Source organism: Rhizobium sp. NLR22b, assembly GCF_019685295.1.
In the GTDB taxonomy this organism is placed as follows: Bacteria; Pseudomonadota; Alphaproteobacteria; order Rhizobiales; family Rhizobiaceae; genus Rhizobium.
Genome location: NZ_JABDWM010000007.1, coordinates 62,255 through 88,116, shown reverse-complemented (window position 1 = coordinate 88,116; position 25,862 = coordinate 62,255). Strand labels below are relative to the sequence as shown.

29 protein-coding genes and 2 pseudogenes are annotated in these 25,862 nt (G+C 60.7%); 17 read left to right on the top strand and 14 right to left on the bottom strand.

The window, feature by feature from the left end; genetic code table 11:
* Positions 1-34 precede the first annotated feature (34 nt).
* The 6 genes and pseudogenes from HJC00_RS13265 to HJC00_RS13240 form a co-directional block, all read right to left on the bottom strand.
* On the bottom strand, positions 35-853 hold the full coding sequence (locus tag HJC00_RS13265) for a cytochrome c oxidase subunit II (protein WP_221145375.1): 819 nt from the start codon (positions 851-853) through the stop codon (positions 35-37).
* 143 nt (positions 854-996) lie between these two features.
* Complete coding sequence (locus tag HJC00_RS13260) at positions 997-1,386, bottom strand: cytochrome c family protein (protein WP_221153477.1); 390 nt, start codon at positions 1,384-1,386, stop codon at positions 997-999.
* A 232-nt stretch (positions 1,387-1,618) separates the two neighbouring features.
* Positions 1,619-2,542 (bottom strand): MYG1 family protein, encoded by a 924-nt coding sequence (locus HJC00_RS13255; RefSeq protein ID WP_221164156.1) that lies wholly within the window; start codon positions 2,540-2,542, stop codon positions 1,619-1,621.
* A gap of 155 nt (positions 2,543-2,697) precedes the next feature.
* A complete protein-coding gene (locus HJC00_RS13250; protein ID WP_221145381.1) occupies positions 2,698-3,261 on the bottom strand; it encodes a hypothetical protein in 564 nt (187 codons plus the stop codon).
* Positions 3,262-3,366: 105 nt separating this feature from the next.
* Positions 3,367-4,647 carry a bifunctional sulfur transferase/dioxygenase Blh gene (gene blh / locus HJC00_RS13245; RefSeq protein WP_210630876.1) on the bottom strand — a complete coding sequence of 427 codons (1,281 nt, stop codon included), beginning with the start codon at positions 4,645-4,647 and terminating at the stop codon, positions 3,367-3,369.
* 114 nt (positions 4,648-4,761) lie between these two features.
* Positions 4,762-4,878, bottom strand: a pseudogene (locus tag HJC00_RS13240) (peroxiredoxin); the annotation flags it as partial.
* Positions 4,879-4,911: 33 nt separating this feature from the next.
* Between HJC00_RS13240 and HJC00_RS32505 the strand changes: the two are divergent.
* Positions 4,912-5,130, top strand: coding sequence for a 2'-5' RNA ligase family protein (locus HJC00_RS32505; RefSeq protein ID WP_259672248.1), 219 nt, complete (start codon positions 4,912-4,914; stop codon positions 5,128-5,130).
* Positions 5,131-5,507: 377 nt separating this feature from the next.
* Here the strand turns inward: HJC00_RS32505 and HJC00_RS32500 are convergent, their stop codons facing one another.
* A complete protein-coding gene (locus HJC00_RS32500; RefSeq protein WP_247241721.1) occupies positions 5,508-5,903 on the bottom strand; it encodes a hypothetical protein in 396 nt (131 codons plus the stop codon).
* Between the two features lie 318 nt (positions 5,904-6,221).
* Here HJC00_RS32500 and ftsZ point away from each other — a divergent pair, with 318 nt between their 5' ends.
* Both ftsZ and HJC00_RS13220 read left to right on the top strand, forming a co-directional pair.
* On the top strand, positions 6,222-7,244 hold the full coding sequence (ftsZ, locus tag HJC00_RS13225) for a cell division protein FtsZ (protein WP_210630874.1): 1,023 nt from the start codon (positions 6,222-6,224) through the stop codon (positions 7,242-7,244).
* 188 nt (positions 7,245-7,432) lie between these two features.
* Positions 7,433-7,846 carry a hypothetical protein gene (locus HJC00_RS13220; RefSeq protein WP_259668814.1) on the top strand — a complete coding sequence of 138 codons (414 nt, stop codon included), beginning with the start codon at positions 7,433-7,435 and terminating at the stop codon, positions 7,844-7,846.
* 27 nt (positions 7,847-7,873) lie between these two features.
* Here HJC00_RS13220 and HJC00_RS13215 read toward each other — a convergent pair whose 3' ends face one another.
* Positions 7,874-8,698, bottom strand: coding sequence for a helix-turn-helix transcriptional regulator (locus HJC00_RS13215; protein ID WP_210630873.1), 825 nt, complete (start codon positions 8,696-8,698; stop codon positions 7,874-7,876).
* 90 nt (positions 8,699-8,788) lie between these two features.
* Between HJC00_RS13215 and HJC00_RS13210 the strand changes: the two genes are divergently transcribed.
* The gene (locus HJC00_RS13210; RefSeq protein WP_221122686.1) at positions 8,789-9,679 is read left to right on the top strand and encodes an SDR family oxidoreductase; all 891 of its coding nucleotides are present in this window, start codon (positions 8,789-8,791) and stop codon (positions 9,677-9,679) included.
* Between the two features lie 281 nt (positions 9,680-9,960).
* On the opposite strand, the gene HJC00_RS13205 is transcribed toward HJC00_RS13210, so the two are convergent.
* Positions 9,961-10,170, bottom strand: a complete 210-nt coding sequence (locus HJC00_RS13205) for a hypothetical protein (RefSeq protein ID WP_210630871.1) — start codon at positions 10,168-10,170, stop codon at positions 9,961-9,963.
* A 1-nt stretch (position 10,171) separates the two neighbouring features.
* Positions 10,172-10,372 (bottom strand): hypothetical protein, encoded by a 201-nt coding sequence (locus tag HJC00_RS13200; RefSeq protein WP_064803441.1) that lies wholly within the window; start codon positions 10,370-10,372, stop codon positions 10,172-10,174.
* On the opposite strand from HJC00_RS13200, the gene HJC00_RS13195 reads away from it, so the two are divergent.
* The 3 genes and pseudogenes from HJC00_RS13195 to HJC00_RS13185 form a co-directional block, all read left to right on the top strand.
* On the top strand, positions 10,365-10,709 hold the full coding sequence (locus HJC00_RS13195) for a hypothetical protein (protein ID WP_221145387.1): 345 nt from the start codon (positions 10,365-10,367) through the stop codon (positions 10,707-10,709). The two genes, HJC00_RS13200 and HJC00_RS13195, sit on opposite strands and share 8 nt — an antisense overlap.
* 123 nt (positions 10,710-10,832) lie before the next feature.
* Complete coding sequence (locus HJC00_RS13190; protein WP_097593426.1) at positions 10,833-11,006, top strand: hypothetical protein; 174 nt, start codon at positions 10,833-10,835, stop codon at positions 11,004-11,006.
* 30 nt (positions 11,007-11,036) lie between these two features.
* Positions 11,037-11,633: pseudogene (locus HJC00_RS13185) on the top strand (hypothetical protein); the annotation flags it as partial.
* Here HJC00_RS13185 and HJC00_RS13180 read toward each other — a convergent pair.
* On the bottom strand, positions 11,630-12,595 hold the full coding sequence (locus tag HJC00_RS13180; RefSeq protein WP_221164155.1) for an IS481 family transposase: 966 nt from the start codon (positions 12,593-12,595) through the stop codon (positions 11,630-11,632). The pseudogene HJC00_RS13185 and the gene HJC00_RS13180 overlap by 4 nt on opposite strands.
* Positions 12,596-12,763: 168 nt before the next feature.
* On the opposite strand from HJC00_RS13180, the gene HJC00_RS13175 reads away from it, so the two are divergent.
* On the top strand, positions 12,764-13,087 hold the full coding sequence (locus tag HJC00_RS13175; RefSeq protein ID WP_210631601.1) for a hypothetical protein: 324 nt from the start codon (positions 12,764-12,766) through the stop codon (positions 13,085-13,087).
* 144 nt (positions 13,088-13,231) lie between these two features.
* Here the strand turns inward: HJC00_RS13175 and HJC00_RS13170 are convergent, their stop codons facing one another.
* The 3 genes from HJC00_RS13170 to HJC00_RS13160 form a co-directional block, all read right to left on the bottom strand.
* On the bottom strand, positions 13,232-13,675 hold the full coding sequence (locus HJC00_RS13170; RefSeq protein WP_210630868.1) for an SRPBCC family protein: 444 nt from the start codon (positions 13,673-13,675) through the stop codon (positions 13,232-13,234).
* Between the two features lie 112 nt (positions 13,676-13,787).
* Positions 13,788-14,201 (bottom strand): GFA family protein, encoded by a 414-nt coding sequence (locus tag HJC00_RS13165; protein ID WP_210630867.1) that lies wholly within the window; start codon positions 14,199-14,201, stop codon positions 13,788-13,790.
* 57 nt (positions 14,202-14,258) lie between these two features.
* Complete coding sequence (locus HJC00_RS13160; protein ID WP_210630866.1) at positions 14,259-14,951, bottom strand: type 1 glutamine amidotransferase domain-containing protein; 693 nt, start codon at positions 14,949-14,951, stop codon at positions 14,259-14,261.
* A 268-nt stretch (positions 14,952-15,219) separates the two neighbouring features.
* On the opposite strand from HJC00_RS13160, the gene HJC00_RS13155 reads away from it, so the two are divergent.
* The 9 genes from HJC00_RS13155 (at position 15,220) to HJC00_RS13115 (ending at position 25,860) form a co-directional block, all read left to right on the top strand.
* A complete protein-coding gene (locus tag HJC00_RS13155) occupies positions 15,220-16,221 on the top strand; it encodes a LacI family DNA-binding transcriptional regulator (protein ID WP_210630865.1) in 1,002 nt (333 codons plus the stop codon).
* A 169-nt stretch (positions 16,222-16,390) separates the two neighbouring features.
* A complete protein-coding gene (locus tag HJC00_RS13150) occupies positions 16,391-17,425 on the top strand; it encodes a sterol desaturase family protein (RefSeq protein ID WP_210630864.1) in 1,035 nt (344 codons plus the stop codon).
* Positions 17,422-17,733 (top strand): MocE family 2Fe-2S type ferredoxin, encoded by a 312-nt coding sequence (locus HJC00_RS13145; RefSeq protein WP_210630863.1) that lies wholly within the window; start codon positions 17,422-17,424, stop codon positions 17,731-17,733. Before HJC00_RS13150 ends, HJC00_RS13145 begins: the two co-directional genes overlap by 4 nt.
* A 101-nt stretch (positions 17,734-17,834) precedes the next feature.
* Entirely contained in the window at positions 17,835-19,040 is a 1,206-nt protein-coding gene (locus tag HJC00_RS13140) for an NAD(P)/FAD-dependent oxidoreductase (protein WP_221122683.1), read from the top strand.
* Complete coding sequence (locus tag HJC00_RS13135) at positions 19,040-19,870, top strand: sugar phosphate isomerase/epimerase (RefSeq protein ID WP_259669828.1); 831 nt, start codon at positions 19,040-19,042, stop codon at positions 19,868-19,870. Before HJC00_RS13140 ends, HJC00_RS13135 begins: the two co-directional genes overlap by 1 nt.
* A 238-nt stretch (positions 19,871-20,108) precedes the next feature.
* Complete coding sequence (locus tag HJC00_RS13130) at positions 20,109-21,752, top strand: bifunctional diguanylate cyclase/phosphodiesterase (RefSeq protein WP_221164154.1); 1,644 nt, start codon at positions 20,109-20,111, stop codon at positions 21,750-21,752.
* Positions 21,753-21,824: 72 nt separating this feature from the next.
* Entirely contained in the window at positions 21,825-22,334 is a 510-nt protein-coding gene (locus HJC00_RS13125; RefSeq protein ID WP_221164153.1) for a hypothetical protein, read from the top strand.
* Positions 22,331-23,503 (top strand): class I SAM-dependent methyltransferase, encoded by a 1,173-nt coding sequence (locus tag HJC00_RS13120; RefSeq protein ID WP_210630858.1) that lies wholly within the window; start codon positions 22,331-22,333, stop codon positions 23,501-23,503. The genes HJC00_RS13125 and HJC00_RS13120 overlap by 4 nt, the downstream gene beginning before the upstream one ends.
* Positions 23,500-25,860, top strand: coding sequence for a SpoIIE family protein phosphatase (locus HJC00_RS13115; RefSeq protein ID WP_221164152.1), 2,361 nt, complete (start codon positions 23,500-23,502; stop codon positions 25,858-25,860). Before HJC00_RS13120 ends, HJC00_RS13115 begins: the two co-directional genes overlap by 4 nt.
* The last annotated feature ends 2 nt before the right edge of the window (positions 25,861-25,862 follow it).

Here is a 25,862-nt window from a genome sequence, read left to right as displayed (position 1 = left end):
CCGGCTGGTTGATCAAACCGGCCGTCGTCCCGGTTCAGTTCGCCGGCGGCGGCTCTCCCGATGACGCCGTAAGCTGGGTGAATGTCTGCTGCTGCCCCAGCCAGGTCTGATAGTCTGCCTCGCTGTCGACGATGACGGTGCCGCGCATCTGTGGATGACCGACGCCGCAGAGTTCAGCGCAGAGAATCTCGAACGTGCCTGTGCGCGTCGGTGTCAGCCAGAAATAGGTGACCATACCGGGGATCATGTCCATCTTCGCGCGGAATTCCGGCACGTAGAAATCATGAAGCACATCGACGGAGCGCAGCAGGATATGCACCGGCTTACCGATCGGCAGATGAAGCTCGCCGCCTTCGACGATGATGTCGTCGAGGCCGTTCGCATCGTTCTTGTCGAGGCCGAGCGGATTGTCGGAAGTGACGTCACGCGTCTCGGCACGGCCGAGCTTTCCGTCCGCGCCCGGCAGGCGGAAGCTCCACAGCCACTGCTGGCTGACGACTTCGACCGATGCGGCATCGGCAGGCACTGTGATGAACTGGTTCCAGACGATCAGGCCGGGCGCCAGCATTGCCGCAACGCCAACCGCCGTTCCCGAGGCCAGAACCAATTCCAGCTTGCGATTTTCGGGCTCATAATGCGCCCGGTTGCCCGGTCTGTGGTGGAAGCGGAAGACGCAATAGGCCATGAAGGAAATCACCGCCACGAAGACGATGCCGGTGATCCAGAAGGTGATGACGAGCGTGTTGTCGATATAACTCCAGTTGGACGCAATCGGCGTCCACCACCACGGGCTCAGCACATGGAACAGCACGGAGCCAACAACAACCAGGACGAGAACCAGTACAACAGCCATTTCCGCCCCTCCTGGGCCGACCGACCGTGAAACCGCACTCCACAAATGTCGAGTTTATTATCGCACAAATAGAAAATGTCGGCAATTACGGCGATTTAGGCATGCGCCGCCGCCGGCAACCCGTCATTTGGAAGTATTCCCCATCATTGGGAATATTGTTTGAGATAGGCGATAAGATTGGTGATCTCCTGGTCATCCTTCACCCCTGCAAAGGCCATTTTGGTGCCCTTCACCTTGGCTTTCGGATTGTGCAGATAGTCACGCAACGTAGTCTCGTCCCAGACGAGACCACCTTCGCCGGCCGCCTTCATTCCCGCAGAATAAGCAAAATCAGGATGCGTTCCGGCCTTTCGGCCGAACAGCTTGTTCAGTGACGGACCCACCTTGTTCGTATCGGACTCGACGATATGACAGGTCGCGCATTTTTTGAAAACGGTGGCGCCGGCCGTCGCGTCCCCCTCCTGCGCTCCAGCGTTGGGAGGGGAAAGGGCAATGACGGATGCGGCGATCAGCAGAATAACACGGTAATCCACGGCAAACCTCATCCTCCTCAAGGTCGCCAGCCACTCTCACCCTCGGCCATCATTCGCGCGGGGGTGGTGGTTGCTAGGGGTTAAAGTTAGTCCATCGCGGATGCAAGTCAATCGCTTCCACGATTGCTGGCACTTGGGCACAATCCGATACCCTGTGGCCCGACGCGAATGCCGGTCCAAAATCCGGTCAGCACGCGATGATCTGCTGGAGAATGGCGCCGCGCCATCCGACTTATGCTCGGATCGAAAGCGCCTCTTGTACGGCCAATTCGGCCATGGCAAGCGCCGCCTCTCGGGTCTTGGCGGCAGCGATGAAGCGGCCGTTATGGCAGAAGCTCGCTCCCTCGATGCCGCAGACCGCCTCCAGCTCACCATTGGTAAGGCCGGCCCAGCTTGCCGGCAGATCGGCCCGGAGCTCGAACCCGTCGTCGGCGCGGCGAATGCCGGTCACGCACCAATCCTTTTCGCGCGGGTGGACGACGAACAGCAGCTGGTCGGCGCCGGCCTTGACGATGGCTGGGCGGAAGGGCATCCCTCTCGGCAATTCCAGAATGCGCCCCTGCGCCGAAGCCCCGATCGCCCGATACACGATCGCCTCGGCCCGCAGTTTTGCGGCCCTCTGGGCGATCCCGGCATCGATGAAACGGCGTGCAATGGCCAGCGCCGCATGGAAGGCACGATCGTCAGCCTCAGGTTCCACCTCATCGAACACCGGTTTCAGGGTCTCGAGCAGCGCCGGCAGCGTCAGGCCCGCCAAAGGACCCGAAGGGCTGAGCGCGCCATTGTCGGTCAGGTCGATCGGCAGCACGAAACCAATGTCGAAAGCGGCGTGGAGGGCTTCGACATAATGATCGGGAAGACCGGAGGCTGCGAGATATTCGCGGCCATAATGCTTCCAGATCAGGCCGAACGAGCTGTAGGGCTGGCCATCGTCGCGCAGCGGCGCGCCGCGCTGATGATGATCGAATATGCCCGCGGCAGGATCATAGGCTCCGCCGACATCATAGATGATCCGGTCCGGGGCTGGCGTAATCCATTCCGGCGCCCGGCTGCGGATCAGACGCGCCTGCGGGAAAAGCCGCGTCAGGATGACGCTCGACAGCAGTTCGTCGGCATGGAAACCACCGGAATGGGTAACGAGGAAATCGGGGCTCATGGAAGCTATGCGCCTTGTGGTTTGGCGGAGGATCCGCTTGCGGGTCTGAACGAGATAGCCGTTGGCGGCCGCTATCTCAACCCGCCTTCGCACATTCTGCGCAGCGTCGGAAGGCCACCGGGCAGCTTTGAAACGACATGCGTGAAGGCAAAGGCCTAAGGCAGCGCCGGTCCCGGCTGTGCTGCAACAAGCGCGCGGCCGGCCGCTGCACCGGCATGCAGGCAGATCAGTCCGATCACAGCGAGAGAATTGATCAAAAGAACCTCGGCGACGACCGCTGCCGAAAACGCGCCATCGCCGGCCGGAAGCACTACCGTCGCGGCAAAGAGCACAGCTTCATACGCGACGAACCCGGCGATAAAGGCGCCGGCCATGGTGGCGGCAGGGCCGGCCTTGAGGCGAAGCACGCCGAGTGATGCCGCGAGCGATGCAAATGCGGCGATACCGATCGTCAGCCCCCAAGCAAAACTGTCGAAGGTCTGGGGATAGCCGAGTATGAGATATCCGACCGTCTGGTTGGCAAGCCAGGCGAGCAGCACCGCCATTATCGCCATCTTCCGGGGAAGAACGACAGCCGAGACTGTCGCCAGGGCAACGAAAGGCGTGACGCAGGCGAAAAGCAGGCTGAGAGCGACACTGACGCCGGCAATGACCGTGACCCAGGCGACGGCGAAACCGGCAGCTGCCGGGCGCAAAGGAAGCTGATTTCGTTCGAGCATTTCGAAACTCCGTTCGACCAGGCGCATACATTCTGGGAAATCATAGGCCAGTCCGGGAAAAAGGCCAGCGAGTTCATGACGGCAGTCGGCACCTCGCCGCCTCCATCATAGGGCATCCAGCGGGATCTTCAGATACCGGCGGCCATTCTCCTCTGGTTCCGGCAGCCGACCGCCGCGAATGTTGACCTGCAGCGCATGCAGCATCAGCTTCGGCTTGGGCAGCGTACGGTCGCGCACCTGACGCAGCGCCACGAAACCGGCCTCGTCCATGCCTGCAATATGCGGATTGGCGCGCTTTTGGGCTGCGACCGTGCTTTCCCAGCGCGGGTGACGACCGCCCGGCTGGTAATCATGGCCGGAAAAGAGGCGGGTCTCCTCCGGCAGCGACAGGATCGCCTGGATCGAGTGCCAGAGAGCGGCCGCACTGCCGCCCGGAAAATCCGCGCGCGCAGTCCCTGAATCCGGCGTGAACATCGTATCGTGCACAAAGGCGGCGTCGCCGATCACATAGGTCACCGATGCCAGCGTATGGCCGGGCGAAAACATCACGCGGGCCGTAAGGCCGCCGATTTCAAACGTGTCGCCATCGGCAAACAGCCGGTCCCACTGCGAGCCGTTGGTCGCTAGCGCCGGCCAGTTATAGATCTCTTTCCAAAGCCTCTGCACATCGGTGATATGGACGCCGATCGCCGTCTGCGCGCCGGTCTTTTCCTTGAGATAATGGGCGGCGGAGAAGTGATCGGCATGCGGATGTGTGTCGAGTATCCACTCGACCGTCATCCCCTCGCTCTCGATATAGGCAAGGATGGCGTCGGCGCTCACCGTTCCCGTCGCGCCCGACATCTCGTCGAAGTCGAATACCGGATCGATGATCGCACAGCGTTTCGTCACCCGATCTGACGCGACATATTGCACGCTGCAGGTGCGGGGCTCGAAAAAGGCCTTCACCTGAAGCCGCTGGCTTGCCGCTTTTTCGAGCCAGCGGCGCGCGCCGGCAAGATCGAAACCGAGGCCTTCGCCGAAGGTCTGGACGTCCTCCGGCTTCATCCGCCCGTCGAGCACCTCGCCCAGCACATAGAGTGTCAATGCCCGCGTGCCGCTCTTGCAATGAGCGAAGACCGGTCCCTTCGCCTCAGTCATCGCCGCTTGAAAGGCGCGGATATCGCCCTCGGTAATCTCTTTGCCGTTCACCGGCACGAAACTGTAGGAAAGCCCGGCGGCGGCAGCGGAAATCTTTTCTGCTGCATTGCCTGGCTGGCCCGGCTCCTCGCCATCGGGTCTGGCGTTGATAATGGCGGCGAACCCCTCCTTGGCGAAATCGACAAAACCGGCTGGATCGGGCTGCCCCGCCACCGATATCCGCTCATTGACCCTCACGGGCATCATCGAAGCCTCCGCGCCGCCCTGACCACGCAGTATCGCACGTATAACCGTACAATCTCACAAGTATATTGCCGAGCGCAAGAATAGAGGCGCCTGTTCTCGCGCTCGCCCAGCTGGTCAAAACGACAGCGTCGCCGCCCCTTGCTTGATCTCCGCATGCATGGCGCTGGCGCCGACGATGACGACGCCGTCGAGGAGATCGTCCTGCGCGTAACCGCGCGAGGTGACGCAGGGGATGAGGCCGCGGCATTCGAAGAGACGGCTTCGATGCGGGCTTTGAACTATCCGCCTCATATCACCCTCGCCGTTTATCAGGAGATTGCAGTCGACCGAATGGCCGAGGCAGCCGAGCGTGTTTTCCGCATCCACCCTGCCGTTACGTTAAGTTTTTCAGAGATTAGTTACTTCGAAAACGAATTCCTCGTCTTATGGGCGCGGCCGAACGACGACGAACTGCTCATCCGGCTACATGCGGCCCTTCACTAGGAGGTCGATCCATTCCACTGTCGCGAGCACTATCGGCCCGGCAACTGGGTGCCGCATTGCACGATCGCCACCAAAATCCCGAAGGCAAAATCGCAGCCAGCGATCAACTGGGCAAATCGGAACCGGGTGCAATTGTCGGTGCCCTTCGATGCCGCGGACTGTGTGCGATTTCCGCCCGTGCAGGTCTTGAGCGAAGTTAGGCTGGCGTCGCGATGATCGCAGACATCGCCTGCCTGCCAGCAAAAAACCCCGCCAATCATTGACGGGGTTGCTCATGCTGAAAATCGGTCGGCATTAAGTCCTGGGAGGAATCAATGATTGCCTTCTGCCAATCGAAGCTGGCGCGAGCCTTGCGTGACAAGCGCGGCTGTGTGAAGTCAATCCTGACCCTGCAGGCGATCCATAACCTGGAGCAAGAGATCGGCGCATACCTTCGTCGGTTCGTCCTCGGCGCATTTCAGGTCGATCCGTGTATTTCCATCCTCGATCTGAAAACGGGCTGCCTTGGACGGCGGCGGCAGGCGATGACCGTGGTAACCACGGAAGCCCATGTCGCCTCTCGAACCATGCCACCGGTAGTCGGGGCGGTCTCGGGACTGCTCATCCGGCCCGCGACGCATCACCCTCTCATCATCAGGCGCAGGCGGGGGTGGCGATGCGGGCTCGTTCGCTGCGGGTGGCTCGCTGGCGGGTGGTGGGGCGGGCGGTTGTTGGGCAAACGCGGCGGCGGCCGACGCTGCAAGGGCAAGACCGGATAGTAAGAGTCTTTGCATGGTATGTTCCTTTCAGAGAAGACGCATGCCTGTAAACACCGCGGCGCGGCTTTAGTTCACGCCCCGTTGGCGCTTGTAATCGAAATCAGCAGCGCGGCCGGGACGTTTCACCTGCGAACACGCCCGGCTGCGAGAGGAAGCGTCATGCGCTTGCCCGCCGCTTCGGATTTGCCGATGCAGAGCTGCCGAGAACTTCGTGTCGCTCAAGTCGACACGGCTTCTTTCGCCTCGCCTCTGCCTTGTTGGGCGACTATGCTCAACGCCGATTCGCTGTCCGCGACGAGGGCGTGCGGAAACGAGATACCAAAGGAGAAGACGATGACGGACGCCAAGAGCGGCATTACCGGGCTGCGGCCGCAAATCACCGTGGTTGGCGTCGGCGGCGGCGGTGGCAATGCGATCAACAATATGATCGCGGAAAAGCTGGCGGGCGTCGAATTCGTCGCCGCAAACACCGATGCCCAGGTTCTCGCCACATCCAAGGCATCGCGCCGCATTCAGCTCGGCGCGAATGTGACGGAGGGCCTCGGCGCCGGTTCCCTGCCGGAAATCGGACATGCGGCGGCAGAAGAGTCGCTCGACGAGATCATGGATCACCTGGCAGGATCGCACATGTGTTTCGTCACCGCCGGCATGGGCGGAGGAACGGGCACTGGCGCAGCCCCGGTCATCGCGCGCGCCGCACGTGCGGCCGGCATCCTGACCGTTGGTGTCGTCACCAAGCCGTTTACCTTCGAGGGCAATCGCCGCATGCGGACGGCGGAAGCTGGCATCGAGGCGCTTCGTCAGGCGGCCGATACCGTGATCGTCATTCCCAATCAAAACCTCTTCCGCATCGCCGATGCGAAAACTACCTTCGCCGATGCCTTCATGACGGCCGACCGCGTGCTCTTTGCCGGCGTCGGCTGCATCACCGATCTCATCGTCAAGGAAGGTCTGATCAACCTCGATTTCGCCGACGTGAAGTCGGTCATGCAGGGCATGGGCCGTGCGATGATGGGCACCGGCGAAGCCGCCGGCGAAAGCCGGGCAATGAAGGCGGCGGAAGCGGCAATCGCCAACCCGCTTCTGGACGATATCTCGATGAAGGGCGCCAAGGGCGTGCTGATCTCGATCTCCGGCGGCTCGGATATGACCCTGTTCGAGGTGGATGAAGCGGCAAGCCGCATTCGCGACGAAGTGCAGGACGATGCCGATATCGTCGTCGGCGCGATTTTCGACCGCAGCCTCGACGGCAAATTCCGCGTCTCGGTGGTGGCGACTGGCCTGGAAGGAAACTCTCTGTCCGCGTCCCCTTCTCATGCGCCGGCCGAGCCCATTCAGACGCGCACGCTGCAGTAAGCGGTGACAGATATACCGGCCGGATTGTCAGACATCGGCCGGATAAACATCACTCCCCAAACGCAAGAATAATGCGGCGGCGCATGCTTCGAGGCTCCGCCCTTCAGGCTGCGCGCCTCAGCATGAGGGTGGTCGGGAATGCCGCATCGAAGCTCATCAGAGCCTCCGCAGAGATCGACGGAGAAAATTTGAAAAACCTATTTATATTCGCCGCATTATCCCTGATGACGGGTCTCCTTTCGAACTGCACGACAAGCTCGGAGGGCTTCCGACAGCAGTCCCTATCTTTCCCAGTGCGTAGCGGCGTCAGAACCCTGGTGGCCAAGAACTGGCATATCGACGACGACTGCCGCCATATTGACTATCCCGCCATGGATGTTGTCGAAAAACCCAAACACGGGCGCCTTGAAATCGTCCACGAACCCCTCTTCCCCAAGCTCGAGGGAAAAACCTCAAAGTGCCAGACGGTCAAGGTCAACGGCATCGTCGGGTATTATACCGCTAAAAAGGGCTACACCGGTAGCGACCGGCTCGTCATCCGCTCCCCACATGAAGAGAAGAAGACCGAAGAAAGTGTGCTGAGCGTGAAGGTAGTCAACTGAAGGGATCTGCCGCCAGCGCCGGCTGCCTCACCCGACCAATGCCCTGATCTTCGCAACATCCTGCGCCGTCGCCGGATTGTACACCACCATGCTGAGATCCGGCCGGCCATCCACCTGAAACGCCGAATATTCGAAGGAGAGCAGCCCGAGCACTGGGTGCTTGATGTGTTTGGCGCCCTCGCCGTGGGTGCGTACATCGTGGTCGCGCCACATGGCCCGGAATTCCGGGCTCTTGCGACAGAGCTCGTCGACGAGCGGCTCCACCTCGGCGGCAGCACCGGCGCGCGCCGCATCCACCCGAAAAGCGGCGACGACGAAGCGGGCGACACTTTCCCAGTCATATTGGGCCGCGCGCACCCGCGGATCGAGGAAGATGAAGCGCAGCACGTTGCGCTCTTCCGGCGCCAGCGCGCCATAATCGGTAAGCAGCACGGTCGCCGCGCGGTTCCAGGCGACGACATCCCAGATCGCGGTGCGGATCAGCGCTGGGCACGGGTCGAGCGCGTCGAGCACGCCCTGCAGCCGCGGCGTGACACCCTCTTGCCTGCGGTAGCGCACTTCTGGCGGGCGGCCGAGGCCGATCAGGAAGAGGTGCTCGCGCTCGACATCGGTTAGCATCAGCGCCCGTGAGATCCGGTCAAGCACGTCGGCGGACGGCGCGCCGCCGCGGCCCTGCTCCAACCAAGTGTACCAGGTCGGACTGATATTGGCGCGGCTCGCCACCTCCTCGCGGCGCAGGCCGGGCGTGCGGCGGCGCTCGCCGGCAAAGCCGAGGGCGGCGGGATCGAGCCTGGCGCGGCGATCTTTGAGGTAAGCGCCCAGCCGATTTTCGGAGCTGATGAATTCGTTCATCCAGTTAGCTCTTATACCATGATAATATCACTACTTTACCATGATAGCAGCCTACTCGATATCTGTCCCGTCACATCGGGAGATATCGACATGCGTGTATTCGTCACTGGAGCGACCGGCTGGGTCGGCTCGGCCGTCGTCAGCGAATTGATCGGCGCCGGCCACCACGTGCTTGGACTTGCCCGTTCGGACAAGGGGGCGGCGGAACTGGCAGCCGCCGGCGCCGACGTTCAGCGCGGCATGCTGGAGGATCTGGAAGGCCTCAGACGCGGCGCAGCCGAGGCCGACGGTGTCATCCACACCGGCTTCAACCACGATTTCTCCAAATTCGCTGAAAACTGCGCCGTCGACCGGCGCGCCATCGAGGCGCTCGGCGAAGCCCTCAGCGGCTCGGAGCGCCCGCTGCTCGTCACCGCCGGCCTCGGACATGCGCCGGGCCGCATCGGCACCGAGAAGGACCCGCCGATGCCGACGACGCAGACCTATCCCCGCGCCTCCGAAATCACCGCAGTATCGCTTGTCGCCCGGGGCGTGCGCGCCTCCACCGTCCGGCTGCCGCCGTCGGTACATGGTCACGGCGATCACGGCTTCGTGCCGATTCTCATAGAGACGGCCCGGCAGACGGGCGTCTCCGCCTACATAGGCGATGGGGGCAACCGCTGGCCAGCCGTCCACCGGCGCGATGCCGCCCGGGTCTACCGCCTGGCGCTGGAACGCGGCGCCGTGGGGGGCCCCTTTCTGGCAGTAGCAGAAGAGGGCATACCATTCCGGGAGATTGCCGAACTCATCGGCCGCCACCTCGGCGTGCCGGCCGTCTCGCTATCACGGGAAGAGGCGGCGGAGCATTTCGGCTGGTTCGCAATGTTCGCCGGCTTCGACGTGCCGACCTCCAGCGCTCACACCCGCGCCCTCCTCGGCTGGCAGCCGAGGGAGCCTGGCCTGCTTGCGGATATCGACCACCCGGCCTATTTCGGCAGGTAGCTTCAACCTGAGGGGGAGATACCGCGCCAACTGCCCACGAGAGCCATCCTGAGGTGACCCGGGTGCGCTGACAGAGAATGGATGCAAGAAACGATGTTGGAGCGCGTACTTCGAGGCTCCGGCCTTCGGCCTACGCACCTCAGGATAACGAGCATTGGGAACGCCGCGTCGGTAGGAGGCGCTGGGGGATGCACGTCAGGTGAGAGAGTGCGCCGCCCAAGAGAGCCTCATCCTGAGACGCCCCGCAGGGTTTCGAAGGACGAGGCGGGCGCACCACCATCTCAGCGCATCCGCCCCTCGTTCATGTCGGTGGGATCGTAATTGATGTCCCAGTCCTTCTCGGGCTTCTTCTTGCCGGGCGGGCGCTTATTCACCGTGGCGTCCTCGGAGCCGGTGATTACGGTCGGCTTGGCGCTCACCACACCGCTGGCTTTGCGGTCGGCCCGGGATTTGGCGAACTGGCCGGCTGCGTCTTTTTCGGGATTGGCCATGTCATTCGCCTTTCTGCTTCATCGCGTCGGAAATGTCGTTCATTTCCGGATCGCGATTGTTTTCGCCATTGGCGTCGCGATTTTTGTCCGGATCGTCCTTGGCTTTGAGATAGCCGCGCGGTCTATTGCCCTTCGGCCCTTCCCAGCGGGGGGACTGGTCGGTCGTGCCGGGGGCGCCGTCCTTGGGGGTCGTCATGCCCATCGTCGTTTCTCCTTGGTTGAGTAGGGAAAACCGGAAAGATCGCGAGGTGTTCCGGCAGCACCGTCCAGTTCTTCGTCGCCGCATTGGCCGGTCGGGTGAAGATCATAAAGATGACGATGTTGACCACGATCAGCACGGCGGCAGAGATCGACAGCGTCATGGCCGGTCCATCGGCTCTGAGGGCCGCGGCATTGCCGATATTCGCGAGAAAAGCGAGCGGCAGCATGAGGCCGACGATCCACCATCCGGCACAGGCCCGCTGAGCGACATAATAATCCGCCTTCCCCATCCCGATCTTGTTTGGGAGCGAGAGAAGGTGGGCGGCAGGCGCCAATGATGACGGCAAGGAATCTCATGTCTGAGGAACCAGCGGCCGGACGAAGGGTTCCCGGAAAATATGGAACTGTGTCGGCCCCCATCGGTTGGTGAAAGGTCGTGAACCTCGAAAAAGGAGCCGAACATGAGCAAGACCAACGTTCGTGAACTTCAGAAACGCGCCGAACAGCAAGTCAAGAACACCAGCGCCGGCGGCCACCTCGGCGGCACCTATTTCGGCCAGCAACCAGACGGAAAAACAGCGTCGGACACCACCAACGACAGCGCCAAGGCAAGGCCGAACGATGGGAGCAATTGAGACGGGGCGCCTTTCCTTCGCGTTTGCAGTGGGCGCGGCGACCCGGCCTATGAGGCGGCCGCAACCGCGCGGCGCGTCTTCTGGCAGACCCGCGGCGGCATGCGGGAGGGCTTCGCTGCCGAACGCGAAACGGCCAACGTCCATAACCAGACGAAATGGTTCGGTCCGCACCGCCGCGTCCTCGCCGTCGATGCGCCGGAAAAGCTCATCCTCGCTACCGACGGCCTCTCCACTCCCTGGGCGGGCATTTCCGAGCCTGAGAATGGTGTCGAATGCGAGCTCTTCATGGAATTCGATCCTGCGACGCTGAATTGAACCGGAACGGCAAACTGGGCAAATCTCCTGATCAGTCTCGGCGATCTCGTCGCCGACGGCCACCGCGTTGCCCGGGACGTCGAAAAGCACGGCGCCATCCTCTTCTGCCGGCTGACGGAGGATTACGCGCCGCTGACCCGCATCATCCTGAGCTGCGACACCAGCCGCATCGACGGCTTGCCCTTCGGCTCCGTGCCGCTGATCCGCGCGACGCCGGTCGCCGAAGCTGAGATCGAAGGCCGCAACCCCGACGAGGACTGGGGAGCGACGGCGGCGCGCCAAGCGCTGGCGAAGCGCGGGATCAGGCTTTAGGTGTGGAGCCTCAACAGGTTGTCCTGAGTAAGAGCGAGTCTGCTGATTGGTGGTTTTGAATTTAGGCTTCCGTGAGGCCTGTGCCAATTGTAGCGATGGAGCCATCTCGGCAGTTCGGCGGCGCGCATGTCCGAGTTGGGATAGGCGACGGCGTAGGCCCACTCTCTGAGGGCGGTCTGGATGAAGCGTTCGGCCTTTCCGTTGGTTTTAGGCGTGTATGGTCTGGTGCGGACGTGCCTGAGGCCGTTGTCGCAACAGGCTTGGGCGAATGGCTTTGATGTGTAGCAGGGACCATTGTCGGTCATGACGCGCTCGACCGCGATGCCGAGGCTGGCATAATAGGCCAATGCCGCCTTCAGGAAAGCCACGGCGCGCTCTTTCGTCTCGTCCGGCAATATCTGCGAGAAAGCGATGCGAGAGGCATCGTCGATGGCCACATGAACGCATTCCCAACCGGCGCCCCAACCCTTGCCCCTGCGCGAACTCTGCCGAGTGCGATCGCCGGTGATGCGGTGGCCGACCTCATGAAACCGGCCAAGCTTCTTGATGTCGATATGAATCATCTCGCCGGGAGCCTGACGTTCGTAACGACGCACAGGCTCGGCCGGCTCGATATCCTTGAGGCGGGAGAGGCCTGCGCGCTTGAGAACCCGGCTCACCGTCGCTGCAGATACACCGGTTTCGATCGCGATGTGCTTGCCGGTCAGGCGCTGGCGAAGCGTAATGATGCGCTCCGCCAGCGCCTGACCGGTCTGCCGGGGCATGGTATGAGGTCGGGAGGAACGATCGAGCATCGCCTCTCGACCACCGGCCTTGAAACGCTCGACCCAGCGGACGACGATCTTGGCCGAGACACCATAAGCCTGTGCTGCCTGAGCCTGGCTCAGATGCCCCTCGATAACAGCAAGCGCCATTTCTTCCCGGCGCAATGGCGTCAGTCGGGCATTCTTATGAATGTTCATTCGCGGCGATCCTTCCGACTCGAGGTCTGGTAGCTCCAGTCTCCTCGATCCACTTCGAATGGACAACCTCCCGAAAGCTCACATTAGAGCCGATCATTTCATCGACATGTCATGAAACTTCTCGCTCCGGATCGGCTTTCTACAAGGAAGCCAAACAAGGAGCTCCAAATGTCCGGCAAAGCCAAAAATAATGGTAAGACCGCCATCGTTTCAGTTCAGAACCCGTTAGCAGGCGAACAAGCCGCCACTGCGTCCGTGCTCGAAGACATGCAGAAAGCAAGCCTGGAGACCCGTCAGCCGGAGCCGCGGGTGGCGTTGTTCTCCTGGGAGATCGATCCGCCGGAACTGGCCAAACTGATCTCCGAGGTGGTGACCCTGCCGATGGTCCTGTGGTCGACGGGTATATCCCTGACCTATTCCCTCTGGCTGTCTTCGCTGCTTCCCGCACGCGAGACGATCGGCTCAATCAAGCAAAGCGCGGATTACGGTTAGCAACTTCGGCCGATTGCGGCCGACCACCCCCACAGTCTCTGCAACTTCCACCTTCCGCCCCCGCTCCATAGAATATTTGCGGAATGACGGGCGGAGAGGCGGCAAGCGGCGGCGCGGCTCTTCAAGTCTCGAGCAGCAATTGCATTATTCGTTGATGTCAGGCTCGATGACCCGGGCAAGATTGCGTAACGACTCCTGCCAGCCGAGATAGCAGGCTTCGGGCGGGATGACGTCGGGCACGCCGGCCTGGGTGATGTCCACTTCGGTGCCGACCGAGACTTTCTTAAGCGTTACGGTGACCTCCATCTCGCCCGGCAGGTTCGGGTCGTCGAACTTGTCCGTATAACGAACGCGTTCGCCCGGGACGAGTTCAAGAAATTCACCGCCAAAGGCGTGGCTATTGCCGGTCGTGAAATTGCGGAACGACATTCTGAAGGTGCCGCCGACCGCCGGTTCCAGGTGATGCACGGTGCAGAGGAACCCGTTCGGCGGAAGCCATTTGGCGAGCGCATCGGCCTCGACGAAGGCGCGATAGACCTTCTCCGGGCTGGTGGCGAAAACGCGGTGCAGGCGTATGGTGCTTGGCATGGTCGTGATCCTTTGGGTGGACGGAATGAACGAGCTAAGGACGGATAAACCATCGCCCATCCGACACGGGTTCGATCTTTTCTTCAAAAAATCATGCCCGGTCGCGCGGCCATCAGCTCGGCATGCCTTCGAACTGCGGAAGGTGGAGGGGCGTTGCCCAAGCCAGCCGGCGTTTGGTGAACATCTCGACGCCGGGCTGTATCAGTTCGGGCCGATCTAGGCTGCCAAGGGTGACGAAGACGAGGCCGGGAAAACTTTCGAGATTGCTGCTGAACAACCGCGCGCCGCATTCGGGGCAGAAGTTACGGTCGAGGCCCCTGCCGGAATCGGCGACGTAATGAAACGCTTTCGGACTGCCGACGGTCAGGGCGAAATCGTCCTGCGGCACGGCAAAGAAAGTGGCGGCCTCGCCGCCTGAGGCTTTCTTGCAATCCAGGCAATGGCAGTCTGCAACGAAGGTCGGATCTGTATCGAAGCCGAACTGTATCGCGCCGCAGGCACATTTCCCCGTATATTTCCTGCTCATACCAGGCCCTTTCATCCGATGTTGCAGATGGGCGGGCGCGCCCCCGCCTCCCGCGTTTCAGGCTGCAGCCTGCTCGCCCAGCGCATTGAGCAGCAGCCGTGCGGCCTGCTTCGACGAGGCCGGGTTCTGTCCGGTGATCAGCAGCCCGTCCTGGACGACATGCACGGCCCAGTCCTCAGTCGCCGAAAACTTCGCCCCCTGCTCCCTCAGCACGTCTTCGAGCAGATAGGGCACGACCTCGACGAGGTGCACGGCGGCCTCCTCGGAATTGGTAAAGCCGGTCACCGTGCGCCCCTTCGCGATCGGCCCGCCGTCCGGCGCCGTTACATTGGTCAGGATTCCCGGTGCGTGACAGACGAGCGCCAGCGGCTTTCCCGCCGCAAGCATCTCCTCGATCAGCGTGTGCGCATTGCGGTCGTTCGTCAGGTCCCAAAGCGGGCCATGGCCCCCGGGGAAGAACACAGTGTCATAATCGGCCTGATCGATGTCGGACAGCCTCAACGTGTTGGCAAGCGCAGCCGTCGCGGTCGGGTCCTTTTCAAATCGCCTCGTGTCGTCCGTCTGAAACGCCGGCTCATTGCTCTTCGGATCGAGCGGAGGCTGGCCCCCTTTCGGCGACGCGAGCACGACCTCCGCCCCGGCGTCACGGAAGACGAAGTAAGGGGCCGCGAGCTCCTCAAGCCAGAAGCCCGTTTTCTTGCCGGTATTTCCCAGCTGATCATGTGATGTGAGAACCATGAGAATTTTCATTGCTCAGCTCCTTCGATCCGGCCGGCGGACAAAGCTCCCCGCGTCCGGTTTAACGGTGATGACTGCCTGCAATCTCATGCTGAATGAGAGAAAGCATAGATCGGCTGCACCCGCGACACAAGCCTTCCGCCATCGGCCAGCGCTGCCGGCGCTCGGATAGCGTGCCACGCAAAAGCGTGCCTGTGCGTTTCGGGGCCTGGGTGTATGAAGAAGGACAAATCGCCCATAGGATCGGCCGCACTGCATTGGCATCCGAAGGATCTGGAAAGTGATCAAGCCGAATTATCGGGATATTGCCCGCCACGCGGGCGTTGGAACGGCCACGGTCGAGCGGGTCCTGAACGGACGCGGGGGCGTTCGGCCGGAACTGGTCGAGAAGGTCATATCCGCCGCGCGGCACCTGGACTATCCGCGCAAGCTTCCCGACACCCATCGCGGCCTGCTCAGGATAGAAGTGCTGATGGTTCGCCCGGAAACGAGCTTCTATCGTCGCCTTTCCCACGCCTTCGAAAGGATTGCTGCGACCCTTGATCCGTTGGTGGTTGTGCACCGCAGTTTCACCGACGAGATGAATCCGGAGGCGATTGCGCGGCGCATCCTCTCCACCGACCTTTCACGTGCCGGCTTGATCCTTGCCGTGCCGAGCAGCCCCTTGATCAGCGCCGCGGTGGAAAAGGTAAATTCGCAAGGCCTGCCGGTAGTCCACGTCGTCACCCGCGCTTCCGAGCGCGTCGGCGAGTTCGTCGGCATCGACAATACTGCCGCGGGCCGGACGGCTGCGCTCTATATCAGCCGAATGGCCCTTCGAACCGGCCCTGTCGTTGCGATCTGCCATCCCATCTATCAGGTGCACCGCGACCGGATTCGCGGCTTTTCGGATTATTTTCGCGACCATCCCGGCGCCTCCAATTTCGAATGGCTGGGCTTCGGCGGCGATGAAGAGCGCGCCAGCGCCGATCTCTTGTGGTCGGCTCTGGAGATGTATCCCGGCCTTGCCGGCCTCTACAATGCCGGCGGCGCCAATTCCGCCCTGATCGAAGTGCTGCGCCGCCATCCGAGCGGCGGCAACGTGTTCTTCGTCGGACATGAATTGACGGACTATACCCGCGCGGCCCTGAAGGACGGCATCATGGATGTCGTGCTGGATCAGGCGCCGGAAGCCCAAGCGCGGCGGGCGCTCGACCACATCCTGCGCCGTATTGGCTTGACCGATATCGAGCCGGACCGGACCCCGATCCGCTTCATCACCATCACTAAGGAAGGACTTTGATCTAATTAGATCAAAGAAGGCTTCGGTGTTCGTAACGCCCCCTGCTACTTTCGCGTCAGGAGAAGATCCGGCGCGCAAGAAGCCGAAGCGGATCAAGGCGCACGGGGCGCTCTCCTTTACCAAAAAAGAGTGCGGGCACGGAGACATCAGGCGCCCGGAGGAGATGCCAATGGATGATCTGAACTTCGGCAAGCGTAACAAGCGCGGCGACTGGGCGCCGAACCACCCGGTCGAAACCGCGCCGCTTTTCGTCTTCCCCCCGCAACTGACGGCAATCCTGAAATGGCTGCCGCACTACTTCCTTCCCTGGAACCTGATTTTTGCGGTGTCTGCGCTCGCCTATTGGGCCTGGATCATTCCCCCGGTCGCCACGATGCAGACGCTGAGCTTCGGCTGGATAGCGTGGCTATTCGCCGTGAATGCGATCTGCGTATTCCTGTTCTATGGAGCCTTTGAACTGCATCTTTATGTTCTGAAGCGCCAGGAAAACCGCTTCAAGTACAATGGCAAGTTCCCCGCCGACCAGAAAAACAATGCTTTCTGGTTCCAAAGCCAGAACCTTGACAATATTCTGCGCACTTTCCTTTCGGGCGTCGTGATCTGGACCGCCATCGAGGTCGGCATGCTCTGGGCCTATGCCAACGGCTATGCGCCGTGGCTCGGCCTTGCCGAAAACCCCTGGACGCTGGCGCTCGTCGCGCTCGTCGTTCCGATCATTCACGAGTTCCACTTCTTCTGCATTCACCGGCTCATCCACACGCCCTTTCTCTATAAGTGGGTGCATTCGGTCCACCACAATTCCGTCAACCCCTCCCCCTGGTCGTCGCTGTCGATGCACCCAGTCGAGCATCTGCTCTATTTCGGAACGGCGTTTTACCACCTGATCCTGCCCTCCAACCCGGTCATCATGCTCTATCAACTGCACTATGCCGGCTTCGGGGCAATTCCCGGCCATGTCGGCTTTGACAAGGTCGAGGTCGGCAAGGACAGGCTGATCGATAGCCACGCCTATGCGCATTACCTCCACCACAAATATTTCGAGGTGAACTACGGCGATGCCCTGATCCCGCTCGATAAGTGGTTCGGCACCTGGCACGACGGCTCGCCCGAAGGCGAAGTGCAGATGCAGGAACGCTACCGCAGGCGCAAGGAAAGGCTCGCAGCCCGCAAGGCTCGCCTGGAAGCCGAAGGAGCCGCCGAATGACCTGGGTTTCAGCTGGCAGACTTGACGACATCGAACAGGAAGGCGCCATCCGTTTCGACCATGGCGGACGCACCTACGCGATCTACCGTGGCCCGGATGACAGCGTCTACTGCACCGCCGGGCTCTGCACCCACGAGGCGATTCACCTCGCCGACGGACTGGTCTTGGATTTCGAGGTGGAATGTCCGAAGCATTCCGGCGCCTTCGACTACCGCACGGGTGAAGCGCTGAGGCTGCCGGCTTGCGAGAATCTGAAGACCTATCCGGCGGAGGTGGTCGACGGAGAGGTGCGCGTGGCCCTCGGTTAAGTGGCCAAAGAACATGGCGGAATACGCCAAGAAGAACTGAACCTCGCCGGCCGGCGTCTCCTCGTCACGAGCGCCGGCTGCTCTTGCTGTCGGAGAATGCTATGAACGGTATGGTCATCATTGGTGCGGGCGAGTCCGGAACCCGGGCGGCCTTCGCCCTGCGCGAGGCGGGTTATTGCGGAGCAGTCACGCTGGTCGGAGCCGAGCCTCATCTGCCCTATGAACGGCCACCTCTGTCGAAAATCGTCGACGACACGGTGCAGATGAAGCTGATCTGCGCGAAAGAAGCGCTTGAGGCGGCCGGCATCACCTATCTCAAGGGCTGCTCGGTCTCCAAGCTGGATCCCGTCGCCGCAACCGTAAGCTTGAGCCATGGTCAGCTATTGGGTTACGAAAAACTGCTGCTGACCACCGGCGCACGGCCGAGGCGGCTTGCCTGTGCCGGCGCAGAACGCGCGCTCGACTTTCGCACCCACGCCGACGCCGAAGCGATCTTCTCCAAGGTTGCGCCCGGCCGGCGCGTCGCGATCATCGGCGCAGGTCTGATCGGGATGGAACTCGCATCGGTCCTTCGTGCAAAGGACGTTGCGGTCGATGTGATCGAGGCCGCGCCGAAACCTTTGGGCCGCGCCGTCCCTGCCCGTTTTGCCGACAAGCTGCATGCCCGGCATGCCGCCGAAGGCGTGCGCTTCCACTTTGATCGGAGCGTTGCGGAAATCGGTAACGATAGTGTCGTCTTGAGCGATGGCACCATCCTGTCCGCTGACCTCGTCGTCAGCGCCATCGGGGTCCAGCCTGAAATGACCTTGGCGGAAGCATCGGGACTGGCCACGGGCAACGGAATTCTGACGGACGCATGCCTTCGCACCAGCGCGCCGAACATATTTGCCGCGGGCGATTGCGCGGCGGTGGCTCAAGCTGGCGGAGGACACATCCGCTTTGAAAGCTGGCGGAATGCCAGAATGCAGGCCGAGACCGCAGCACGGAACATGGTCGGCGCCGCCGAGACTTTTGCCGCCATTCCCTGGTTTTGGTCCGACCAGTACGATCTCGGCCTCCAGGTGGCGGGGCAGCCGCTGCCCGGGCATCAGAGCGTCCGGCGATCGGCAGCGGAGGGAGAGCTCGAATTCTATCTCGATGACGGGCGATTGGTAGCCGCCGCGGGTCTCGGCATCGGCAACGGCCTGGCCAAGCATATCAAACTTGCCGAAATGCTGATCGCCGCTTGTATCAGTCCCGAACCTGCGGCATTGGCCGACCCGGGCGTGAACCTCAAGACCCTTCTGAAAAGCGCGCGGGCCGCGTGATGCAGAAGCTCCTGATCTTCCAGTCGCTCTGGGCCATGGAGCGCCGGCACACGGACGGGTTCGAGCCCAGCCTCGACGACAATATCGCTGCGATCTGCGAGGCGGGCTTCGACGGCATCAGTGCGCACTATACAAACCGCGGCGATGTCATCCGCCTCAACCAGGCCATCCGAGGCACCGGCTTGAAGATCGAGGCAGTCTGCTTCCCCCGCTGCGTCGAGGATTTGCGTCTGCCGCTGGAACTTGCCGCGGCCTTTCCGGTCAGCCACATCAATCTGCAGCCCGATATCCGCCCCCGCCGGATCGAGGATTGCCTGCCGATTCTCGATGGCTGGATGCGGCTCGCCGAAGATGCGGGTATCCCGGTATTCATCGAAACCCATCGCGACAGGATGACGACGGACCTGTTCTTCACGCTCGATCTGCTCGATCGACGCCCCGATCTGCCGTTGCTGGCCGATCTTTCGCATTTCCTGGTCGGGCGCGAATTCGCCTTTCCGGTCGATGAGGAAAATCACGCGCATGTCAGGCGCATCCTGCAGAATGCCCATGCATTTCACGGCCGCGTCGCTTCACGCGAACAGGTGCAGATCGAAATTTCCTTCCCGCATCACCGGCCGTGGGTTGATCTCTTCCTGCAGTGGTGGGACTACGGCTTTCGCCATTGGCGATCACGTGCAGCCGATGATGCCGAGCTGGTCTTTACCTGCGAATTAGGGCCCAAGCCCTATGCCATCACCGGCAGAGACGGCAACGACTCGACGGACAGATGGGCCGAATCACTGGCGCTGCGCCAGATGGTGCGCGAACTGTGGACTGCCATTGCCTGAACCGCCGGAACAATCGCGCGGCAAGTCGTTCTTTCGTCAGCCCCAGGCACCGCTTCCAAGGCGGCGGCAAACAACCGGTCAGAACACTGCAGATGCGTCCACAGCCCGTGAACGCGTTGGCGGAGGTTGGGGATTGTTAATCAGAATTGCCTAATGTATTTCTTAACGTGCACAAGTTGTGCGGTAGTTAAGTTGCTATAATATCTGGTAGGGCATTCAATCAGGGAGAGCCTCCGACATGCGGAAAATTCCTGCTGCCAGCTTGGCCCTCGAAAAACCGGAGACAATCGATTCGGGGGGCCTGGTCGACCGGCTTTTGTTCTTTGATCGCGATTTCAATCCCGTTGAAAATTTGCTTGGCAATGCGCTGCCCGCTTCCGTCAAACCAGCCGCCTCCTTCTGGGAGCATTTTCCGGAGCTGGACAAATCCGCAGTCATGCTCGCTTTCCGTTCACTGGGTGACAGCGCCCAGCCTTTGCGAATAACAGACGCACTCGGCGGATCACATGACCTGACGATCTATCGGATCGGTGATCTGTTTGCCGTGGTCCGATCCGAGGAGCAGGTTGACGACGAACGCGCAACCCTTTTGCATCTCGCCACCCACGATCCATTGACTGGACTGCCGAACCGGCGCCAATTCAGCGAGGACCTGACCGCGCTGTTGCAGGAGATCGCAGGCACGAGCGAAACTCTATCATTGATGCAACTCGACCTTGACGACTTCAAACCCGTCAACGACACGCTCGGGCATGCCGCGGGCGACAAGCTTCTTCAATCGGCTGCAAAGCGTATTCAAGCCTGCCTCTCCAGCGATGACAGAGCTTATCGACTGGCCGGCGACGAATTCACGGTGATTTCCGTCGGCGGGGGACATCCCGCCAAAGCCCATCGCCTGGCCGAAGATCTGGTTGCTGCGTTCAAAAAGCCCTTCGCGATAGACGGCATTGCGGTCTTTGTCGGCACCAGCATCGGCATATCCACCGCTCCGCCGGACGGCACGAGTCCGGAACAGCTGATGAAGGCTTCCGACCTCGCACTCTACGCCGCCAAGAAAGAAGGGCGTGGTCGGGCTAAAGCCTATGACCCAACAATGCTCGAATTGCTGGAGCAGCGGGAACTGCTGCGCCGCAGCCTGCGCACGGCGCTCGACCAACAGCAGTTCTATGTCGAATACCAGCCCATCGCCGAGCACGGCTGCATTGTCGGTTTCGAAGCATTGCTGCGGTGGCACCACCCTCTGCTTGGAAAAATACCACCGGCGGCATTCATTCCGATGGCCGAGGCGGATGGAATGATGCCAGAGATAGGCGCGTGGGTTTTGGGGCAGGCATGCCGCGAGGCGAAGAAGTGGCCTGATAACTACATAGTCGCTGTCAATTTGTCGGTGGCTGAATTCTTGACAAGCGGTCTCACCGACCGGATTTCCCAGACGCTGGACTTGGTCGGACTTCCGCCCGAGCGTCTGGAGCTCGAAATAACCGAAAGCGTGCTGCTCGAGCGGACCGTCAACAACATCGACACTCTGAATACCCTAAACGTGCTGGGCCTGCGGATTTCACTGGATGATTTCGGCACGGAATATTCTTCCCTGAGCTATCTCAAGACATTCCCTTTCGACACGATCAAAATCGACAAGTACTTTATTACCGATCTCGAAACCGATGTGAAAAGCCAGGCAATCGTCCGCTGTGTCGTGAACCTCGCACATGACCTCGACATGCAGGTGACGGCCGAGGGGGTTGAGACGCCCGGTCAGGCGGAATGGTTGCGCAGCGTGGGCTGCGACAGGCTTCAGGGCTATTTGGTGAGCAGGCCACTTCCGGTCGAGGCCATTGAGGAATTCATTACCCGGGCAGAAGGATCCAAAAAGCAAGCTTGACCACGCGCCGATTTTCGCCGTGCATTTAGACCACGCAGATCTGACGCTCCAGACGGACGATTGGAGGGTATATTGGAAGAGGAAGCATCCCGCTTCGACGATCCGGCATTTTCGCCGATGGTATCGCTTGAGATGAATATCGCGATGTTCAAATCTCAATGGCAATTTTGCGATGAGATAGCGGAATATATCTCCGACATTCTCGGCCAGGGCCACAGTGATCCCGCTCGCTACTCCAACTTTCTTTCGGTCGCGGCGAACGAGCTCATCGAATTTGCCTTCCGCGCGACGGACAAGCGGGGAAGGATAAGTTTCAGCATCTATCGCAGCGCGACATTCAATCGGCTGAGAATTACGTTTCCTTACGAGGAAGAAGTTACCCACAAGCACACAAAGCCAAGATCATCAGGGAAAACACAGCCCCTCGACAGCGGGTCCGGTCACTTGGTCGCAAAGTCTGACAGAACGGCTTTGCTCAACAGTTTGACAACAATATTCGGCGCCGCGATCCGCATCGAGAAAGATGATGTCGATGGGATCGAAATCGTTGCGGATTTCCCCTCGGCCGAGGACTTCCAATGAACCTTCTTCCCCTGCCCTTCACAGTACGGTCTGATCCGACAAATCAGGAGCTCGTGCTGTCTGGCAAAATGCGGCCGGAAAGCGCCGCCGAGATTGGCGAAGCTCTCGAGCTGGTGCGGCAGAGTTTGGAAAGATATAGCGGCATCGTTTATCTCAACGTCAAACGCCTCACCCACATCAACATGACAGCCTTCGCCGCTCTGGCCGATGTCCTGGCAGCAGGCTGCCGAGCTCGGCCGGAACGGGAGATCAAGATTATTACGTCGAGCGTGATGGCATGGTCTGCTTCGCTCTTCGAGATGCTGGCAGCATCGCAGCCAAACCTGTCGGTCGAGGTCTACGATTCGGCATTCTATCCGGGGCAAAGCTTCGTCGAGGACGAGAGCTTCATTCCCATTCTGCGCACGCAGACGAAGATGACATGGAGGCACGAACGCGAACTCTTGCCGCGCCACGGTCTGCGCAGCAGTCTCGCCATGGCCGATATCTGCTGCGGCATTGGTGATTTCGCAGCTCTGGTTCAACGGGAATTCAAGCCGACGCGCCTTGTCGCACTAGACCACTCGGTGCGCAGTCTCGATTATGCGCGCAAGGTCGCTGCCGAATTCGGCCTGGAAGGCATCGAGTACACCTATGGCGATGCGTCTCAGATGCTGCTTCGAGACAATCAATTCGATTTCGTAACCTGCCGGCACTCGCTGCAGATTTTCGACCGCCCCGAAATGCTCTTGCGTGAGCTTTATCGCATCTGCAAGCCCGGCGGCCGTGTCTACATCACCAACGAAAAGAACTCGCATTGTCTGGGTGAGCCGCATGCCGACTCGATCAGATGGACCTACGAGGAAGTGGCGAAATTGTTCAGGCACTTCGACATGGATGTCGAGATGGGGCCGAAAAGCCGCCACCTCCTGCTCAACGCCGGATTCGATAACATCCAGGTGGACTGCTTCATGGTCACGAACCTTGACGGCGATCCCCAGGACTTCGCAGACATCATCGAGGCCTGGGAAAATGTCTATGCCGGTGAGATGGCCGTCCGCCGCGGCGACTCGCCGGATTTCATTCGCAGATTCCGGCAAGGATTCAAGGATCACGTCTTTGCCGCTCTTCACCCCAAAGGTTATGCCGGCTGGCCGATCTGGGCAGCCTCTGGTCGAAAGCCGCTGTGATGGATGGAGGATTATCGAAAAGAACGGTAGGACTGGCCTCGTTTCGGGCGAAATTCATCCTGGTCGTCGGTGGAGCCGTTCTCTTCGACTTGCTGGTCAGCGGTGGCCTGGCGCTTTGGAATGTTCAGAGGCTGTCGCGTGACGCGACACTCGAAGTCGGCCAGGGTCTCGAAGCCGCCAGCCAGGAATATATACGCACCTATGCCGATTCGACCGCAGCCCAGGTGAACCTGCTCCTGCGCCAGGTTCACAACGACGTCGACACTTTGGCAGGCGTGCTGCAGGCGCAGATCGACAACCCCGCCCGCAATACCGATGTCGGCGCGGCAATCGCCCGCACATCGCCGGACAGCGTCAGTCTATCTTACGACGAGAAGGGGAAATGGTCGCAGAACGCGCCCGGCTCCGCTTCGGTCGTCAGCGTCTGGGGTTACCTGCTCGGACAGGACCATCAGCCGAAATCCGAAATCAGGCGCGATATAGAGACAAGCGCGGTTCTCGATCTCGTTGCGCCGAGCCTGCTGCAGCACGGCGCGTCAAAGCTGCAGATGTATTACATCGGACCGAGGGAACGACCGATCTTCAGGACAGCGCCCTACACCGACCAGGCTCAGACCTTCGACCGCCTTTATCCCGGGCACAACGAGGCTGATTTCTGGAACTTCTTTTTTCCCGGGCTTTACGAGTCCTGGCAAGGCTGGGCCAGGGACATGAAGACGCGACCGGTCGCGGACGACATCACGCAAACGGCTCCCTATACCGATGCCATTACCGGGAAGCTGATCGTCAGTTTCTTTCATCCGCTTTGGACCGCCGATCGGAAGGATGTCGCCGGGACGGCCGGCGCCGATATCACGCTCGACCAGCTCGCCCAGACGGTTGAAAACGTGAAGGTGGCCCAGTCCGGCTTCGGATTTCTGGCAATGTCCGACGGAAACGTGGTCGCGATCAACAGCACCGGCGAAGAGACGCTCGGTCTGCGTTCCGCGAGCGATGCGAGCGGAACCGGCGTGACCGGGCTGGAACGTTCCTTGAAAGGAAGCTCCCAGCCTGCGATAGCGAAACTGGCTCTCGACCGGGAACAGGGCATTCAACATCTGCTGCTGCAGCGGGACGGCAACGAGGTTCCCTATATTGTCATCGTCAAGAAACTGCCCGCGACCAACCTGTGGTCCAGCGGCCCGGTTCGGCAGGAGGCAATGCTGCTTGGGGTAGTTGTTCCGGAACGGGAAATCGACGCCTCCCTCTATGCCGCCCAGGCCAAGATTTCCGAGGCCACCAACCGCATCGTGATCTACCAGATCCTGGCGATCTTGATGTCGTTGCTCATCGTGACGATCGCGGTGTTTGCGGCTTCGAAACGCATAACGAGCGGGATCAGCGCACTTGCCGGCGCCGCCAAGCGGATTCAGGCGCAGGACTATTCAGTCAGAGTGGCAATAACAAGCAAGGACGAGGTCGGCGCGGCCGGTGAGGCTTTCAATCGGATGGCCGAGCAGATCAGCTATCACACCGAAAATCTCGAGCAACTCGTCGAAGAACGAACCGCCCAGATCGAAGATCAGAAGGAAGAGATTTCGACGCTGAATGCGCAGCTCGAGCGGGAAAATCGTCGTCTGGGAACGGAGCTCGCCGTCGCCGAGAGAATCCAGCTGATGGTTCTGCCGCTGCAACAGGAGCTTGAGGAATTTCAGGACATCGAGATCGCAGCCTATATGAGACCTGCGGAAGAAGTCGGCGGCGATTATTACGACGTCTTGAAGAACGGAAAACGGTTGAAGATCGGCATCGGCGACGTCACCGGCCACGGGCTCGAAAGCGGCGTGTTGATGCTGATGGTCCAGTCCGTCGCCCGCGCTCTTCAGGAAGCGGGGAACTCCGACGCCGTCAAATTTCTGGCGAATCTAAACAGTGCCCTATTCAAAAACATAGTCAGGACCAGAATAGACAAACATCTCACCCTGGCCTTTCTCGATTATGACGGCAAGGAGATGATCTTGTCGGGACAGCACGAGGAAGTCGTCATCGTGCGGGCGAACGGTGAGATCCAACGCATCGACACCATGGATCTCGGTATACCGATCGGATTGGAAGCCGATATTTCCACCTTTATCAAAACACGTGAAATAGCATTCGAGAAGGGCGACCTCATACTCCTGCACACCGACGGCGTGACAGAAGCCGCAAACGATGCGGGAGAGCTGTTCGGCATCGAACGTCTCTGCAGGGAAGCACTTCGCTTGAAAGGTCAGAGTGCTGAGAAAGTCGTTTCTGAAATTGTTGCAACGCTGATGCTCTTCATCGGATCGCAGAAAATCTACGACGACATCACGCTTCTCGCGGTACGGCATAGGTGAGA

What these genes read in the sequence shown, in the direction of transcription:
- HJC00_RS13265 (WP_221145375.1), bottom strand. Translation starts at nt 853, where the DNA reads ATGGCTGTTGTACTGGTTCTCGTCCTGGTTGTTGTTGGCTCCGTGCTG.
- HJC00_RS13255 (WP_221164156.1), bottom strand. Translation starts at nt 2,542, where the DNA reads ATGAGCCCCGATTTCCTCGTTACCCATTCCGGTGGTTTCCATGCCGAC.
- HJC00_RS13250 (WP_221145381.1), bottom strand. Translation starts at nt 3,261, where the DNA reads ATGCTCGAACGAAATCAGCTTCCTTTGCGCCCGGCAGCTGCCGGTTTC.
- blh (WP_210630876.1), bottom strand. Translation starts at nt 4,647, where the DNA reads ATGATGCCCGTGAGGGTCAATGAGCGGATATCGGTGGCGGGGCAGCCC.
- HJC00_RS32505 (WP_259672248.1), top strand. Translation starts at nt 4,912, where the DNA reads ATGCGGGCTTTGAACTATCCGCCTCATATCACCCTCGCCGTTTATCAG.
- HJC00_RS32500 (WP_247241721.1), bottom strand. Translation starts at nt 5,903, where the DNA reads ATGCAAAGACTCTTACTATCCGGTCTTGCCCTTGCAGCGTCGGCCGCC.
- ftsZ (WP_210630874.1), top strand. Translation starts at nt 6,222, where the DNA reads ATGACGGACGCCAAGAGCGGCATTACCGGGCTGCGGCCGCAAATCACC.
- HJC00_RS13215 (WP_210630873.1), bottom strand. Translation starts at nt 8,698, where the DNA reads ATGAACGAATTCATCAGCTCCGAAAATCGGCTGGGCGCTTACCTCAAA.
- HJC00_RS13210 (WP_221122686.1), top strand. Translation starts at nt 8,789, where the DNA reads ATGCGTGTATTCGTCACTGGAGCGACCGGCTGGGTCGGCTCGGCCGTC.
- HJC00_RS13205 (WP_210630871.1), bottom strand. Translation starts at nt 10,170, where the DNA reads ATGGCCAATCCCGAAAAAGACGCAGCCGGCCAGTTCGCCAAATCCCGG.
- HJC00_RS13195 (WP_221145387.1), top strand. Translation starts at nt 10,365, where the DNA reads ATGCCCATCGTCGTTTCTCCTTGGTTGAGTAGGGAAAACCGGAAAGAT.
- HJC00_RS13200 (WP_064803441.1), bottom strand. Translation starts at nt 10,372, where the DNA reads ATGGGCATGACGACCCCCAAGGACGGCGCCCCCGGCACGACCGACCAG.
- HJC00_RS13190 (WP_097593426.1), top strand. Translation starts at nt 10,833, where the DNA reads ATGAGCAAGACCAACGTTCGTGAACTTCAGAAACGCGCCGAACAGCAA.
- HJC00_RS13180 (WP_221164155.1), bottom strand. Translation starts at nt 12,595, where the DNA reads ATGAACATTCATAAGAATGCCCGACTGACGCCATTGCGCCGGGAAGAA.
- HJC00_RS13175 (WP_210631601.1), top strand. Translation starts at nt 12,764, where the DNA reads ATGTCCGGCAAAGCCAAAAATAATGGTAAGACCGCCATCGTTTCAGTT.
- HJC00_RS13170 (WP_210630868.1), bottom strand. Translation starts at nt 13,675, where the DNA reads ATGCCAAGCACCATACGCCTGCACCGCGTTTTCGCCACCAGCCCGGAG.
- HJC00_RS13165 (WP_210630867.1), bottom strand. Translation starts at nt 14,201, where the DNA reads ATGAGCAGGAAATATACGGGGAAATGTGCCTGCGGCGCGATACAGTTC.
- HJC00_RS13160 (WP_210630866.1), bottom strand. Translation starts at nt 14,951, where the DNA reads ATGAAAATTCTCATGGTTCTCACATCACATGATCAGCTGGGAAATACC.
- HJC00_RS13150 (WP_210630864.1), top strand. Translation starts at nt 16,391, where the DNA reads ATGGATGATCTGAACTTCGGCAAGCGTAACAAGCGCGGCGACTGGGCG.
- HJC00_RS13145 (WP_210630863.1), top strand. Translation starts at nt 17,422, where the DNA reads ATGACCTGGGTTTCAGCTGGCAGACTTGACGACATCGAACAGGAAGGC.
- HJC00_RS13140 (WP_221122683.1), top strand. Translation starts at nt 17,835, where the DNA reads ATGAACGGTATGGTCATCATTGGTGCGGGCGAGTCCGGAACCCGGGCG.
- HJC00_RS13135 (WP_259669828.1), top strand. Translation starts at nt 19,040, where the DNA reads ATGCAGAAGCTCCTGATCTTCCAGTCGCTCTGGGCCATGGAGCGCCGG.
- HJC00_RS13130 (WP_221164154.1), top strand. Translation starts at nt 20,109, where the DNA reads ATGCGGAAAATTCCTGCTGCCAGCTTGGCCCTCGAAAAACCGGAGACA.
- HJC00_RS13120 (WP_210630858.1), top strand. Translation starts at nt 22,331, where the DNA reads ATGAACCTTCTTCCCCTGCCCTTCACAGTACGGTCTGATCCGACAAAT.